17 protein-coding genes are annotated in these 13,543 nt (G+C 73.0%); 11 read left to right on the forward strand and 6 right to left on the reverse strand.

Annotation, left to right across the window (positions count from 1 at the left end; translation table 11 throughout):
• The first annotated feature begins 16 nt into the window (after positions 1 to 16).
• From BLW86_RS35370 to BLW86_RS35380, 4 genes are all read left to right on the forward strand, one after another.
• Complete coding sequence (locus BLW86_RS35370; protein ID WP_256341532.1) at positions 17 to 763, forward strand: nitrilase-related carbon-nitrogen hydrolase; 747 nt, start codon at positions 17 to 19, stop codon at positions 761 to 763.
• Positions 757 to 972: a nitrilase-related carbon-nitrogen hydrolase gene (locus tag BLW86_RS43520; protein WP_256341533.1), complete on the forward strand. Its 216-nt coding sequence runs from the start codon at positions 757 to 759 to the stop codon at positions 970 to 972. The genes BLW86_RS35370 and BLW86_RS43520 overlap by 7 nt, the downstream gene beginning before the upstream one ends.
• Before the next feature lie 61 nt (positions 973 to 1,033).
• Entirely contained in the window at positions 1,034 to 1,831 is a 798-nt protein-coding gene (locus tag BLW86_RS35375; RefSeq protein WP_093877795.1) for a thymidylate synthase, read from the forward strand.
• A gap of 8 nt (positions 1,832 to 1,839) precedes the next feature.
• Positions 1,840 to 2,346, forward strand: a complete 507-nt coding sequence (locus tag BLW86_RS35380; protein ID WP_093877796.1) for a dihydrofolate reductase — start codon at positions 1,840 to 1,842, stop codon at positions 2,344 to 2,346.
• Positions 2,347 to 2,363: 17 nt separating this feature from the next.
• Here the strand turns inward: BLW86_RS35380 and BLW86_RS35385 are convergent, their stop codons facing one another.
• From BLW86_RS35385 to BLW86_RS35405, 5 genes are all read right to left on the reverse strand, one after another.
• Entirely contained in the window at positions 2,364 to 3,368 is a 1,005-nt protein-coding gene (locus BLW86_RS35385; protein WP_093877797.1) for a HEAT repeat domain-containing protein, read from the reverse strand.
• Between the two features lie 66 nt (positions 3,369 to 3,434).
• The gene (locus BLW86_RS35390; protein ID WP_093879044.1) at positions 3,435 to 4,103 is read right to left on the reverse strand and encodes a HEAT repeat domain-containing protein; all 669 of its coding nucleotides are present in this window, start codon (positions 4,101 to 4,103) and stop codon (positions 3,435 to 3,437) included.
• Positions 4,104 to 4,192: 89 nt separating this feature from the next.
• The gene (locus tag BLW86_RS35395) at positions 4,193 to 4,720 is read right to left on the reverse strand and encodes an NUDIX hydrolase family protein (protein ID WP_093877798.1); all 528 of its coding nucleotides are present in this window, start codon (positions 4,718 to 4,720) and stop codon (positions 4,193 to 4,195) included.
• A 103-nt stretch (positions 4,721 to 4,823) separates the two neighbouring features.
• Positions 4,824 to 5,207 carry a VOC family protein gene (locus tag BLW86_RS35400; RefSeq protein WP_093877799.1) on the reverse strand — a complete coding sequence of 128 codons (384 nt, stop codon included), beginning with the start codon at positions 5,205 to 5,207 and terminating at the stop codon, positions 4,824 to 4,826.
• Between the two features lie 69 nt (positions 5,208 to 5,276).
• On the reverse strand, positions 5,277 to 6,029 hold the full coding sequence (locus BLW86_RS35405) for a GntR family transcriptional regulator (protein ID WP_093877800.1): 753 nt from the start codon (positions 6,027 to 6,029) through the stop codon (positions 5,277 to 5,279).
• Positions 6,030 to 6,322: 293 nt separating this feature from the next.
• Here BLW86_RS35405 and BLW86_RS35410 point away from each other — a divergent pair, with 293 nt between their 5' ends.
• From BLW86_RS35410 to BLW86_RS35430, 5 genes are read left to right on the forward strand one after another with little or no spacing between them, the layout of a single operon-like run.
• Positions 6,323 to 7,435 carry an ABC transporter substrate-binding protein gene (locus BLW86_RS35410; RefSeq protein WP_177181977.1) on the forward strand — a complete coding sequence of 371 codons (1,113 nt, stop codon included), beginning with the start codon at positions 6,323 to 6,325 and terminating at the stop codon, positions 7,433 to 7,435.
• Positions 7,435 to 8,328 (forward strand): ABC transporter permease, encoded by an 894-nt coding sequence (locus tag BLW86_RS35415; RefSeq protein ID WP_093877802.1) that lies wholly within the window; start codon positions 7,435 to 7,437, stop codon positions 8,326 to 8,328. The genes BLW86_RS35410 and BLW86_RS35415 overlap by 1 nt, the downstream gene beginning before the upstream one ends.
• Complete coding sequence (locus tag BLW86_RS35420) at positions 8,316 to 9,239, forward strand: ABC transporter permease (protein WP_177181846.1); 924 nt, start codon at positions 8,316 to 8,318, stop codon at positions 9,237 to 9,239. The genes BLW86_RS35415 and BLW86_RS35420 overlap by 13 nt, the downstream gene beginning before the upstream one ends.
• 3 nt (positions 9,240 to 9,242) lie before the next feature.
• Complete coding sequence (locus BLW86_RS35425) at positions 9,243 to 10,328, forward strand: ABC transporter ATP-binding protein (protein ID WP_093877804.1); 1,086 nt, start codon at positions 9,243 to 9,245, stop codon at positions 10,326 to 10,328.
• Positions 10,325 to 11,026 carry an HAD family hydrolase gene (locus BLW86_RS35430; protein WP_256341536.1) on the forward strand — a complete coding sequence of 234 codons (702 nt, stop codon included), beginning with the start codon at positions 10,325 to 10,327 and terminating at the stop codon, positions 11,024 to 11,026. Before BLW86_RS35425 ends, BLW86_RS35430 begins: the two co-directional genes overlap by 4 nt.
• 70 nt (positions 11,027 to 11,096) lie before the next feature.
• Here BLW86_RS35430 and BLW86_RS35435 read toward each other — a convergent pair whose 3' ends face one another.
• A complete protein-coding gene (locus BLW86_RS35435; RefSeq protein ID WP_093877805.1) occupies positions 11,097 to 11,576 on the reverse strand; it encodes a carboxymuconolactone decarboxylase family protein in 480 nt (159 codons plus the stop codon).
• A 181-nt stretch (positions 11,577 to 11,757) separates the two neighbouring features.
• Here BLW86_RS35435 and BLW86_RS35440 point away from each other — a divergent pair, with 181 nt between their 5' ends.
• Positions 11,758 to 12,651 carry an RNA polymerase sigma-70 factor gene (locus BLW86_RS35440; protein ID WP_093877806.1) on the forward strand — a complete coding sequence of 298 codons (894 nt, stop codon included), beginning with the start codon at positions 11,758 to 11,760 and terminating at the stop codon, positions 12,649 to 12,651.
• Between the two features lie 82 nt (positions 12,652 to 12,733).
• The gene (locus tag BLW86_RS35445; RefSeq protein WP_093877807.1) at positions 12,734 to 13,543 is read left to right on the forward strand and encodes an alpha/beta fold hydrolase; all 810 of its coding nucleotides are present in this window, start codon (positions 12,734 to 12,736) and stop codon (positions 13,541 to 13,543) included.

Here is a 13,543-nt window from a genome sequence, read left to right on the forward strand (position 1 = left end):
TTCCTAGCGTCGGATCATGACTCCGACCTCTGCTGACGTCCCTGCCTCCGCCGAGCCCCGCCGCACCGTGACCGTCGCCGTCGTCCAGGCGGCCGCCCCGCTCCTCGACACCCCGGCCGCGGTGGCCCGGGCCGAGCAGCTCGTCCGCGAGGCCGTCGCCCGGGACGCCGAGCTCGTCGTCCTGCCCGAGGCGTTCATCGGCGGCTACCCCAAGGGGCTGGACTTCGGCATCACGGTCGGCAGCCGCACCCCCGCGGGCCGCGACCTCTTCCGCCGCTACCACGCCGCCGCCATCGAGATCCCCGGCCCGGAGACCGAGACGCTCGCCGCCGTCACCCGGGAACTCGGCTGCCACGCCGTGATCGGCGCGGTCGAACGCCGGGGCGGCACCCTGTACTGCGTCGCGCTCTTCTTCGGCCCCGACGGCTACCTGGGCCTGCACCGCAAGCTCATGCCCACCGCCGCCGAGCGCTACCTCTGGGGCCAGGGCGACGGCTCCACCCTGACCGTCATCGACACCGGCGCCGCCCGCGTCGGCGCGGCCATCTGCTGGGAGAACTACATGCCGCTCCTGCGCACCGCGATGTACGCCAAGGGCGTCGACCTGTGGTGCGCGCCGACCGTCGACGACCGCGACGCCTGGCAGGCCACCATGCGCCACATCGCCCTGGAGGGCCGCTGCTTCGTCCTCAGCGCCTGCGCCGCGACGCCCTGCCGGACGACCTCCACCCCGTCCAGGGCGACGCGCCCGACACCGTGCTGATCGGCGGCGGCTCCGTCATCGTCTCCCCGCTGGGGGAGGTCCTCGCCGGCCCGCTGCGCGACGGCGAGGGCGTCCTGACCGCCGAGCTCGACCTCGACGAGCTCGCCCGCGCCCGCTTCGACCTCGACGCCACCGGCCACTACGCCCGCCCCGACGTCTTCACCCTCCACGTCGACGAGACCGCCCGCACCACCGTGACCAGCGAGTAGAGGGCGCAGCACGCCCCCGCCGGTCGGGTTCCCCCCGCGGCCGGCGGTAGACTCGGCGACCGTGGCGGATACCCAGTACGAAGACTTGTTGAAAATGGTGCTCACCTCGGGGACGGCCAAGGCCGACCGGACGGGCACAGGCACCCGGAGCGTCTTCGGACACCAGCTCCGCTACGACCTCTCGCAGGGATTCCCTCTGGTCACCACCAAGAAGGTGCACCTCAAGTCCATCGTGTACGAGCTGCTGTGGTTCCTCCGCGGCGACTCCAACGTCGGCTGGCTGCGGGAGAACGGCGTCACCATCTGGGACGAGTGGGCCGACGACAAGGGCGAACTCGGCCCCGTCTACGGGGTGCAGTGGCGCTCCTGGCCCACGCCGGACGGCCGGCACATCGACCAGATCAGCCAGGTCCTCGACACGCTGCGCCGTGACCCGGACTCCCGCCGGATGATCGTGTCCGCCTGGAACGTCGCCGAACTGGACCGGATGGCGCTCGCCCCGTGCCACGCCTTCTTCCAGTTCTACGTCGCCGACGGCAAGCTCTCCTGCCAGCTGTACCAGCGCAGCGCGGACCTGTTCCTCGGCGTCCCGTTCAACATCGCCAGCTACGCCCTGCTCACCCACATGGTGGCGCAGCAGACCGGCCTGGAGCCGGGCGACTTCATCTGGACCGGCGGCGACTGCCACATCTACGACAACCACGTGGAGCAGGTGACCGAGCAGCTCACCCGCACCCCGTACGACTTCCCCGAGCTGAAGCTGCACAAGGCCGACTCGCTGTTCGACTACGCCTTCTCCGACGTGGAGATCGTCGGCTACCGGCACCACCCGGCGATCAAGGCTCCGGTCGCGGTATGAGTACGGGTGTGAACATCGGGCTCATCTGGGCACAGACGACCGACGGTGTGATCGGTGCCGACAACACGATCCCGTGGCGCCTCCCCGAGGACATGGCGCACTTCAAGGCGACCACCCTCGGCCGCCCCGTGATCATGGGCCGGAAGACCTGGGACTCACTGCCCGCGCGCTTCCGCCCCCTGGTCGGCCGCCGCAACATCGTGGTGACCCGCGATGCGCGGTGGACGGCCGAGGGCGCGGAGCGCGCCGGCTCCGTCGAGACGGCGCTGGAGCTGGCGGCCGGGCCGCCGGAGCCGGCCGGCGAGGCTCTCGCCTGGGTGATGGGCGGCGGCGAGATCTACCGTGCCGCCCTGCCCCATGCCAGGACGCTCTCGGTGACGGAGGTCGACACCGCTGTCACCGGCGACACCTACGCTCCGGCCGTCGATCCCGACTGGCGGGTCTCGGAGGACACCGGCTGGCGGGACTCCACGACGGGCCTGCGCTACCGCATCCGCCGCTACGACCGCCCGTAACCGCCCGGACGGACCCGTCAGAGCACCTCGCGCCTCCCGAGGATGTACGCGGCGGTCAGCGCTACGGCGCGGTCCCCGTCGCGGGACAGGTCCGTGAGGGCGCGTGACGCCGTGGACCCCGGGATGTCCGCGAGGGCCTGGGCCAGGCGTCGGCGCGCGGAGGGTTCCGTGGTGCCGTGGGCGAGGCGGTCGACGAGCAGGCCGGTGATACGGTCCGCGAGCGCGGGACGGCTCGCCAGCGCGCTCAGCGCGTCGGCCGCGTCGACGTCGTTCGCCTCCTCGACGACCATGTCGATGAGCGTCGGGACCGCCTCGGGCGCGCCCCGCACCCCCAGCTCCAGGGCCGCGTGCCTGCGGACCGCGACGTCGGCGTCTCCGAGGGCCTCCCGCAGCAGCTCGGTCGCCCTGTCGCCCGGGATCTCCGCGACGACCCGGACGGCCCGGTCGCGCACCTCGGCCGACGGTGCCCCGAGGCCCCGTGCGAGCAGCGGCAGTCCCTCCTCGCCCGAGCGCGCCAGCGCCCAGCGGAGGGCTCCGGCCACGCTCGGGTCCGTCTCGCCCAGCACCGCCTCGACGAGCCCCTCCACCGGCACCGGAGCCTCATCGGCCGAGGACAGGGCGGCGCGCTGCCGTGTCTCGGGGCTCTTCGACGCCAGCGCCTGGAGGAGGGCGACGGTCCGCAGGACGTCGTGCCAGTCGGCGGGTTCCGCGGAGCCGATCCGGCGCAGCCGCGTGAGCAGCTCCGTCTCGGCCGCGATGCGTGCGCGCGTCTGCCGGACGAGGTCCTCGACGAGCTCCGAGGGCGCGAAGCCGGGATCGTCGAGCGCGCGCCCCACCTCGCGGAGCGACAGTCCCAGGGACCGCAGGCTCTCGATGTGGAAGATGCGCCGGATGTCCTCGTCGGAGTACTCCCGGTAGCCGCCGCCGGTGCGGTCCGTCGGCCGCACCAGGCCGAGCGCGTCGTAGTGCCTGAGCATGCGGGCACTGACCCCGGAGTACCGGGCCACCTCGCCGATCAACACCGTCCGTCACTCCTCCCGCCGGTCCTCCGGCCGGTCCGTCCGCCACTCCTCCGGCCGGTCCGTCCGTCACTCTTCCCGGCCGGTCGGGCCGAGGGCCACGATCCGCTTCGCCTCCTCGATCGCGAAGTCGAAGCCGGCCTGCGGGTCGTGCGACAGCTTCTCCGTGGCGATCGCGTGCCGGCGCACCTGGGGGCGGGGATCCGACAGCGCGGCGCGCAGGACCGGCGTCATCGTCTCACCGAGCGCGATCAGCGCCCGGCTGAGGCTCAGCCACGTCTCGCGCCCGCCCCGCCCGAGCTGGCTCGCCAGCATTCCGGCCAGCTCGGACTCCTCGCCTTCGGGCACGAGGACGACCGCCGCCCGCCAGGCGCTCCGGGCCACCTCGTCGTCGGGGTCGGTCAGGAGCTCCCGTGTGATCGCCGGCCAGGCCCGCCCGTCGCCGATCTTGGACAGGGTGTGCAGGGCCTGGCTGCGTGCCCGGGGCCGCTCCGAGCGGAGCTCGTCGAGGAGCCGGGGGAGCGTCAGGGCCGACGAGTGGCGGGTGAGCGCCCACGTGAGCATCTCGCGGACCTGGAAGTCCGGCTCGACCGCGCACCGTCCGACGAGCTCGTCGACGCACCCCGGGTCCGGTGCGGTGCCCACCGCCAGCGCGGCCCGCAGCCGGACCGACGGGCTGTCGCTCCCGAGCCCCCGCAGAGCCCGCGTCGTCTTCGTGTCGTCGTTCGCCATGGTCATCGGGACCACCTCCTCGGCCACAGTGAAGACCTTGTCACCGTGTCAAGGTCAACTGCGGCCGGGCGGGCGGCTCTGCGGGGAGAGGGGGTTCAGTACGTGTGACCGACGTGCGCGAGGGCCTGCTTCAGGAGCGTCCCCTGACCGCCGGGCATCTCGTTCTGCACGGCCGCGGAGGCCGCTTCCTGCGGGCTGAACCAGACGAGGTCGAGAGCGTCCTGCCGGGGGCGGCAGTCGCCGCTCACCGGGACGATGTAGGCGAGGGAGACGGCGTGCTGGCGCGGGTCGTGGTAGGGCGTGACGCCGGCCGTGGGGAAGTACTCCGCGACCGTGAAGGGCTGCAAGGAGGCCGGGACGCGGGGCAGGGCCACCGGGCCGAGGTCCTTCTCCAGGTGGCGCAGCAGCGCGTCCCGGACCCGCTCGTGGTGCATGACGCGGCCGGACACCAGGGTGCGGCTGATCGTTCCCTCCGCGCCGATCCGCAGGAGCAGCCCGATGCTGGTGACTTCACCGCTGTCGTCCACGCGCACGGGGACGGCCTCGACGTAGAGGATCGGCATCCGGGCCCTGGCCGTGTCCAGTTCGTCGGTGGTCAGCCAGCCGGGCGTGGTCTCAGTCATGTCAGACATCGCTTGATCATACTTTCCGGGCTGTGTTTCGGCCCAGGCCGCGTGTCCGCCGGCCGGGTGGGAGTTCGGAGCGGCCGCCGCGAGGGAGGGGCGCTCAGAGGGGCTGGATCCGGGTCCGCAGGAGACAGAACTCGTTGCCCTCCGGGTCGGCCAGCACGTGCCAGCTCACGCTGTCGTCCTGGCCGACGTCGGTGGGCCGGGCGCCGAGGGCGAGCAGCCGCTCCAGCTCCGCGTCCTGGTCGCGGTCGGTGGGGTTGACGTCGATGTGCAGACGGAGCTTCCCGGTGCGGGGGTCGCTGCTGGGGCTGAGGAGGAGCGTCGGCTGCGGCCCGCCGAAGACGGCGCCGGGCGGCCCGATCTGGATGCTCCCGTCGTCATCCCGGCCGATCTCGACGTATCCGAGGACCTCGCTCCAGAACGCGGCGAGCCGCTCGGGGTCGGCGCAGTCGAGGATCAGTTCGGTGATGTGGCATGCCATGCCCGCCAGTGTACGTGCGGAGGATGGTGAGAGGGCGTCAGATCGCAGAGCGGTGGCCCTGGTTGGCGATCACATCAGCAGGGAGCCGGGGTCCCGGACCAGCGGGGCCGTGCCCACCGAGTTGCTCACGTTGAAGGTGACGCTCCCCGCGCGGTAGCGGTCCTCCGTCCATTCGATGGGGCGGCCGTCCTGGTTGCTCGTCAGATGGCGCTGGCGCAGGAGCGGGCTGCCCCGGCGGACGCGGAGCAGACGGGCGTCGTCGCTCCCGGCGGGAACGGCGTCGATGAGGTGCTCGCCGTAGTGGGCGACGATGCCCGCGTCCTCGGCCATGCTGTCCATGATCGAAGCGCAGTCGACGGGCAGGGACTCGACGGTGGGCGCGACCCACTCCGCGTACGCCGTGCGCTCCAGCATCACCGGCTCGTCGTCCAGACAGCGCAGGCGCAGGACGTCCAGGACCGTCGCTCCCTGCGGTAGGGCGAGACGGCGCGCCTCCTCGGGCGTGGCCCGACGGCGCTCGCGGTGGAGGAAGCGGCTCGCCGACCGGTAGCCCGTGGTCCGCGCCCACTGGGCGAAGCTGTGGAGCTCGGCGAAGCTGTGCCGGCGCTCCCTGCGGAGCACGATGCGGCGGGCGCCCTGGCGGGAGCCGATGATTCCCTCCGAGGTGAGCAGGGCGACGGCCTGGCGCACCGTGCCGCGCGACGCGGACCAGCGGTCGGCGAGGTCGCTCTCGGACGGCAGCCGGGCGCCGACGGGGTATTCGCCGCTGAGGATCGAGCGGCGGAGCTCCTCCGCGATCTCCATGTAGAGCGCCGTCACCATGCCCCCATCTCGTACTCGGCTGCGCACACCACGTCACGGTGTGCGCCGTCCCCGTGCCCACCCTAACCCGACGATCCGACGCCCGACGGCCCGGTCGACCCGCCTCAAGTCCAGGGACGTCACCTGAGGTTCAACGCAACCGGCTCTTCCGGGAGGCGCCCGGATCCGGCCATGTGCCGTTCATTTTCCGGACAGGAGGCGCGGGCGAACTAGGGGCGGCTTGTTCAGACAAGTTCCGTCACTCGCTTCTGGGAGAACCCGTGCGCAGAACCCCCTTCCGCGGCGCCGCAGTCCTGCTCGGCGCCGTAGTCCTGACCACCGTCACCGCCTGTGGCGCCGCTCCCGAGGGTGCGGCCGGCGCCGAGGGCGCGAAGTCGGCCACCGCGAAGTCGGCCAAGGACCTCGGAGGCGTGGACGCCCTCGCCAAGGCGGCGAAGCAGGAGGGCGCGCTGCACGTCATCGCCCTGCCGCCGGACTGGGCCAACTACGGCGAGCTGATCAAGGCGTTCGAGACGAAGTACGGGATCAAGGTCGAGAGCGAGAACCCGGACGCCTCCAGCGCCGACGAGATCGCCGCCGTCAAGTCCCGCAAGGGCCAGAAGCGCGCGCCCGACGTCCTCGACCTCGGCATCGCGTTCGCCCGCAGCGGCGCCGAGGAGGGTCTCTTCGCCCCGTACAAGGTCGAGGCATGGGACAAGATCCCCGCCGCCCAGAAGGACGCGGACGGTCGCTGGTACAACGACTACGGCGGCTACGTCTCCATCGGCTGCGACGCCAAGCGGATCCCGAACTGCCCCAAGACCTTCGCGGACCTCCTCAAGCCCGAGTACAAGGGCAAGGTCGCCCTCAACGGCAACCCGACCAAGTCCGGGTCCGCCTTCGGCGGCGTGTACGCGGCCGCCCTCGCCAACAAGGGCTCCTTCGCGGACATCCAGCCCGGCATCGACTTCTTCGGCACCCTGAAGAAGAGCGGCAACTTCATCCCCGTCGAGTCCACCCCGGCCACGGTCGAGAAGGGCGAGACGCCCATCAGCATCGACTGGGACTACCTCAACGCCGGCTACGCCGACCAGTTCGAGGGCAAGGGCGTCGACTGGCAGGTCACCGTCCCGACCGACGGCGTGTACGCGCAGTTCTACTCGCAGGCCGTCAGCAAGGACGCCCCGCACCCCGCCGCCGCCCGCCTCTGGATGGAGTTCCTCTACAGCACCGAAGGCCAGAACCTCTGGCTCAAGGGATACGCCCGGCCCGTCCTGCTGCCGGCCATGACCGCCGACGGCACCGCCGACAAGACGCTCACCGCCAAGCTGCCCGAGGTCGCCGGCACCCCCGCCTTCCCGGCCGCCGCCGAGCTCGACAAGGCCAAGGCCTCCCTCGCCGAGAAGTGGGACAAGGCCCTCTCCTGATGTCCTCAGCCACCCCCACCACGGGAACCGCCGGCGGCACCGGCCGCCGGCGGCGCGGCCCGCGCACCTGGCTCGCCGCCCTCCCCCTGATCGCCTTCACGGCCCTCGCCTTCGGACTGCCCCTCGGCGCACTCCTGTACGGCGCCGTGACCCGCACCGACCCCGCCACCGGCACCACCGCCCTCACCGGCGAGCACCTGAGCCGCTCGCTCCAGGGCCCCTACCTCGGCTCGCTCCTCGGCAGCCTGCAACTCTCCGCGCTCACCGCCCTGATCGGCTCGGTCCTCGGCGTCCTCATCGCCCAGGCCGTCGTCACCTCCCGGTCCCGGGCCCTGCGCGGCGCCGTCCTCACCGCCTCCGGGGTCCTCGCCAACTTCGGCGGCGTCCCCCTCGCGTTCGCGTTCATCGCGACCGTCGGCATCTCCGGCGTGGTCACCCAGCTCGCCGACCTGACCGACCTCGGCTGGAACCTGTACTCCTTCGGCGGCCTCGCCGTCGTCTACCTGTACTTCCTCGTCCCCCTCATGGTCCTGGTGATCCTGCCCGCCCTCGACGGCCTGCGCCCCCAGTGGCGCGAGGCCGCGCAGAACGCGGGCGCCGGCGGATGGCAGTACTGGCGCCACGTCGGCATCCCGGTCCTCGCGCCCTCGCTGCTCGGCGGGTTCGTGCTGCTCTTCGGCAGCGCCTTCGCCGCCCACGCCACCGCCGCGGCGCTCGTCGGCGGCTCCGTACCCCTCGTCACCCTGAAGATCGCGGACGCCCTCTCCGGCAACGTCCTGGTCGGCCAGGAGAACGTGGCGCTCGCCCTCGGCCTCGACATGATCCTGATCGCCGGCCTGGTCATGGCGGTCCACCTCCCCCTCCAGCGCAGGAGCGCCCGATGGCTGCGATGACCCCCACCGCCCCGGACGTCACCCCGGAGCCCGGGGCGCGGACAGCGGACCGGACCACCGCTCCCGTACGGATCCGGCGCCGCCCCCGCCCGTGGCGCGGCCTCGTCCTCGGCCTCGGCGGCGCCTACTTCCTCGTCCCGCTCGTCGCCTCGTTCGTGTTCACCGTGCACACCCCCGGCCAGGGCGTCTCCTTCGAGGCGTACACCGCGCTGCTCTCCGCCGACGGGTTCACCGAGAGCCTGCTGCTGTCCCTCGGCCTCGCCGCCGCCACCATCGCGCTCGCCCTGCTGCTCGCGGTGCCCGCCCTGGTGGCCGTCCGGCTCGGCGCACCGCGCCTGCGGCCGGTCGTCGAGGTGATGTGCACGCTGCCGCTCGTGGTGCCGCCCATCGCGCTCGTCACCGGGATCAGCACCGTACTGCGCTGGGGCCCCGACCACCTGTCGCGGACCCCGCTCTACCAGACGTTCCTCGCGGTCCAGGACGAGGACTTCCCCCTCGTCCTGGTCCTCGCCTACACCGTCATGGCCCTGCCGTTCGTGTACCGCTCCCTCGACGCGGGACTGCGCGCCGTCGACGTCCCCACGCTCGTCGAGGCCGCCCGCAACTGCGGGGCGTCCTGGCCGTACGTCATGCTCCGGGTGGTCCTGCCCAACCTGCGCTCCTCGCTCGCCGGCGCCGCGTTCCTCACCCTGGCGCTCGTCCTCGGCGAGTTCACCACCGCCTCCGTCCTCGGCTTCCGTCCGTTCGCCGTGTGGATCGTCTCCATCTCCGGCGCCCAGGCCCGCGTGTCGGTGGCCGTCTCCCTCCTGAGCCTCCTCATCACCTGGCTGCTGCTCCTCGTCCTGTCCCGGGCCGGGACGGCCCCGGCCGGCGCGCCCGGCGCCCCCCGCACCTCCCGCAAGGAGTCCTGACCCATGACCTCTGCCACAGCGGAACGGACGGAGTCCACCGCCGCCACCGGCGCGCGCGTCGAATTCCGCGGCCTGCGCCGCGCGTTCGGCACCACCGTCGCCCTCGACGGCCTCGACCTGACCGTCGGGCCGGGCGAGCTCCTCGCGCTCCTCGGCCCCTCGGGCTGCGGCAAGACCACCGCGCTGCGGGTCCTCGCCGGCTTCGAACGCCCCGACTCCGGCGAGGTCCTCGTGGACGGGACGGACATCACCCACGTGCCGGCCAACCGCCGCGACGCCGGCATGGTCTTCCAGTCGTACAGCCTCTTCCCCAACCTCACCGCCCGCGACAACGTCGCCTTCGGCCTCCGCGTCCGCAAGGCCAAGGCGGCCGAGCGCCACGCCCGCGCCGCCGAACTCCTCGACCTGGTCGGCCTGCCCGAGCACGGCGACCGCTACCCGCACCAGATGTCCGGCGGCCAGCAGCAGCGCGTCGCCCTGGCACGGGCCCTCGCCCTGCGCCCCCGCGTCCTGCTCCTGGACGAACCCCTCTCCGCGCTCGACGCCAAGGTCCGGCTCAGCCTGCGCGAGGAGATCCGGCGGCTCCAGCTCTCCCTCGGCATCACCACCGTGTTCGTCACCCACGACCAGGAGGAGGCGCTCTCCATGGCGGACCGCGTCGCCGTCCTCAACGCCGGGAAGCTGGAGCAGTGCGCGGCCCCGGCCGAGCTGTACCGCCGGCCGGCGACCGCCTTCGTCGCCGAGTTCGTCGGCACCATGAACCGCCTGCCGGGCCGCCTCACCGACTCCGGACTCGTGGAGGCGGCGGGCAGCCGGCTCCCCGTCGACGGCGACGTCCCCGGCACCCGCGACGTCGAGGTGCTCGTCCGCCCCGAGAACGTCACCGTGACCGCCGACACCGACGGCGAGGCCGTGGTCCTCTCCACCTCCTTCTTCGGATCCGTCACCCGCGTCCACCTCGACCACCGCGGTACGACGGTCAAGGCCGACCTCCCGTCACGCGACGCGGGCGAACTGACTCCGGGGACCCGCGCCACCGTCGGCCTCGCCCCGCACCCCGCGCTCGTCGTCCCGAAGGCGGAGCGGTGACCGCACTCGCCGCCGTCCTCTTCGACATGGACGGCACCCTCGTCGACACCGAGGTCCTGTGGTGGGAGGCCACGGAGGAGGTCGCCGCCCGGCTTGGACACCGGCTCACGCGGACCGACGCGCCCGAGGTCGTCGGACGCGCGGTCGAGGACACCGCCGCGCACCTCGTACGGACCACCGGCACGCGCGACCCGGACGGTGTCGTGACGGCGCTGACCACCGCCTTCCAGCGGCGCGTCGACGAGGGCGCGCCGATGCGCCCGGGAGCGGACCGCCTCCTGGCCGAACTGGAGCGGGCGGAACTGCCGTTCGCGCTCGTCAGCGCCTCACCCCGGTCGGTGGTCGACTCGGTCGTCGGCGGCGCGCTCGCGCACGTCCCCTTCGCCCTCACGCTCTCCGCCGACGACACCGTACGGACCAAGCCGCACCCCGACCCGTACCGGACGGCCGCCCGGCGGCTCGGCGTCCCGGCGGCGGCGTGCGTGGCCGTCGAGGACTCGCCGGACGGAACGGCCTCGGCCGACGCCGCCGGCTGCACCGTCCTGGTCGTCCCCTCCCTCCTGCCGGTGCCACCGGGCCCCGGCCGGATCTTCGCGGACAGCCTGGAGGACGTGTCCCTCGACGGCCTGCGCCGCCACGTCCGGGACGGAGCGGCCGCCCGGAGCGGAGAGCCGCCGGAGCGGGGGCACGGCGGCTGATCCGAACGCACGCGACGGGCCCGTCCCGGGATCGGAGAACCCCGGGACGGCCCCGCGCCCCTTCCGCCGGTCAGCCGGCCGTACGGGCGAACAAGCCGGGCTCGTACGAACCGCCGGGCTGTCGCACGATCACGCTCATCCGGGTGGCCGCGTTGATCAGGGCGACCACACAGACCAGCGCGCCGACCTGGTCGTCGTCGTAGTGCTTGCGCACCTCGGCCCAGGTCTCGTCGGACACACCGTGGTCACCGAGGCGGGTGCCCTCCTCGGCGAGCGCCAGCGCGGCCCGCTCGGCCTCGGTGAACACGGTGCTGTGCCGCCAGGCGGCGACCAGGCCGAGCCGGACCGCGGTCTCACCCTCGGCCGCGGCCTCCTTGGCGTGTGCGTCCACGCAGAATCCGCAGCCGTTGATCTGGCCGACCCGAAGCTGCACCAGCTCCCGCAGGGACTTCGGCAGCGTCGACTCCTCCAGGGCCGAGGAGGTGTTGTAGAACCGCTTGGCGACCTTCGCGGAGGTCGGGCTGTCGAACAGGTTGAAACGGGGTTCCATGATGGCGTCCTCACTCGTGGTGTCGTGTGCTGCCCCGCTGGGCGAACACAAGACGCCGGCGCCCCGATCCGTGTGACGGCACGGCGCTGTGGCGTGGATCACCGGAGGCGGGTGTCACGGAACGGCGGCGGCCGGCGTCTGGTGCACGGCGCACCGGAGAGCGAACGGGCAGGAGCCGGCGATGAACGACCCAAGGAACAACGACGCGATGCGTGACGTCACCGAGGCGTTCGTCGCCCACCGCAGACTGCTCTTCACCGTCGCCTACGAGATGCTCGGCTCGGCCGCCGACGCCGAGGACGTCCTGCAGGAGACCTGGTTGCGGTGGGCGGGAGTCGATCCCGGCACCGTACGGGATCCGCGCGCGTACCTGGTCCGGATCACCACCCGCCAGGCACTGACCCATCTGCGCACGCTCGGCCGCCGCAAGGAGTCCTACCTCGGCCCCTGGCTGCCCGAGCCGCTGCTGACCGCGCCCGACGTCGCCGAGGACGCCGAGCTCGCCGAGAGCGTCTCGATGGCGATGCTGCTCGTCCTCGAGACCCTCACCCCCACCGAACGCGCGGTGTTCGTCCTGCGCGAGGTGTTCGACCTGGCGTACGACGAGATCGCCCAAGCCGTCGACAGGACGCCGGCCGCGGTCCGCCAGATCGCCCACCGGGCGCGCGCCCACGTCGCCGCGCGCCGACCGCGCAACATCGCTTCCGCAGGGGAGACCCGCCGCACCGTCGAGGCGTTCCGCCGGGCCGTCGAGACGGGCGACCTGCGGCGCCTGCTCGAAGTCCTCGCACCCGACGTCGTCCTGCTGACCGACGGCGGCGGAGTCGTACGGGCCGCCCTGGCGCCCGTCGTGGGAGCCGACGAGGTGGCACGGGTCCTCGGCAGGATCGGCGCCGCGGCGGTGCTCCAGCCGGCCCGGATCAACGGCGATCCGGCGCTGATCGTCCACCTGGACGGAGAGGTCGACGCCGTCCTCGCGATGCGCGTCGACGACGGCCTCATCACCGGCCTCTACGCCGTGCGCAACCCCGAGAAGCTCGCGTACCTGGACGGGGAGACCGCCCTGAGCCGCTGAGCCCGCCCCTGTGGCAACGCCCCGACTGTCCCCCCGCCCCTCTCCTTCCTATGCTGGGGAAGGAGAGGTGAGGAGGGCCGCGATGGCCGCCGTCGCCGTGCACAGCGCCGTCCTGGGGGAGGGGCGCCCCACGCTTCCGTACGCGGAAGCCGGCAGCCCAGGGAGCACACCGCTCGTCCTGGTGCACGGCTACCTGGACTCCTGGTGGACGTTCGAGCCGCTGCTGCGCCGCCTGCCTCCGGGCCTGCACGCGTACGCCCCCACCCAGCGCGGCCACGGCGACGCCGACAAGCCGCCCGACGGCTACCTCCCGGAGGACTTCGCCGAGGACCTGGTCGCGTTCATGGACGGCGTGGGCATCGAGCGAGCGGTACTGGTCGGCGGATCGAGCGGCGGGGTGCAGGCCCGTATCGTCGCGGGCCGCCGGCCGGACCGGGTGGCGGGCCTCGTCCTCCTCGGCGTCCCGGCCACCCTCGCCGACAAGCCGCAGGTCGTCCGATTCTGGGACACGGTCAGGGAGTTGCGGGATCCCGTGGACCCCGCACTCGCGGCGGAGCTCGCCGACGGCCTGACCGCGACCCCCATGGGACGCGGCTTCCTGAAGACCGTCGTCGACGAGAACCTCAAGGCCCCGGCCCACGTCTGGCGCGAGACCCTGCGCGGCCTCCTGGAGACCGACCTCCGGGCCACCCTCTCCGGCATCCTCGTCCCCACCCTGGTCGTCTGGGGCGACCAGGACCCCCTCCTGACCCGCGAGGACCAGCGGACGATCCTCGACACGATTCCCGACTCCCGCCTCCTCGTCTACGAAGGCGTGGGCCACCTCGCGTACTGGGAGGCTCCCGAGCGCGTGCTCCGTGACCTGGCGGACTTCCTGGCCGACCGGGCGTGA

The sequence above is a fragment of the Streptomyces sp. TLI_105 genome (assembly GCF_900105415.1).
Classification (GTDB): Bacteria; Actinomycetota; Actinomycetes; order Streptomycetales; family Streptomycetaceae; genus Streptomyces.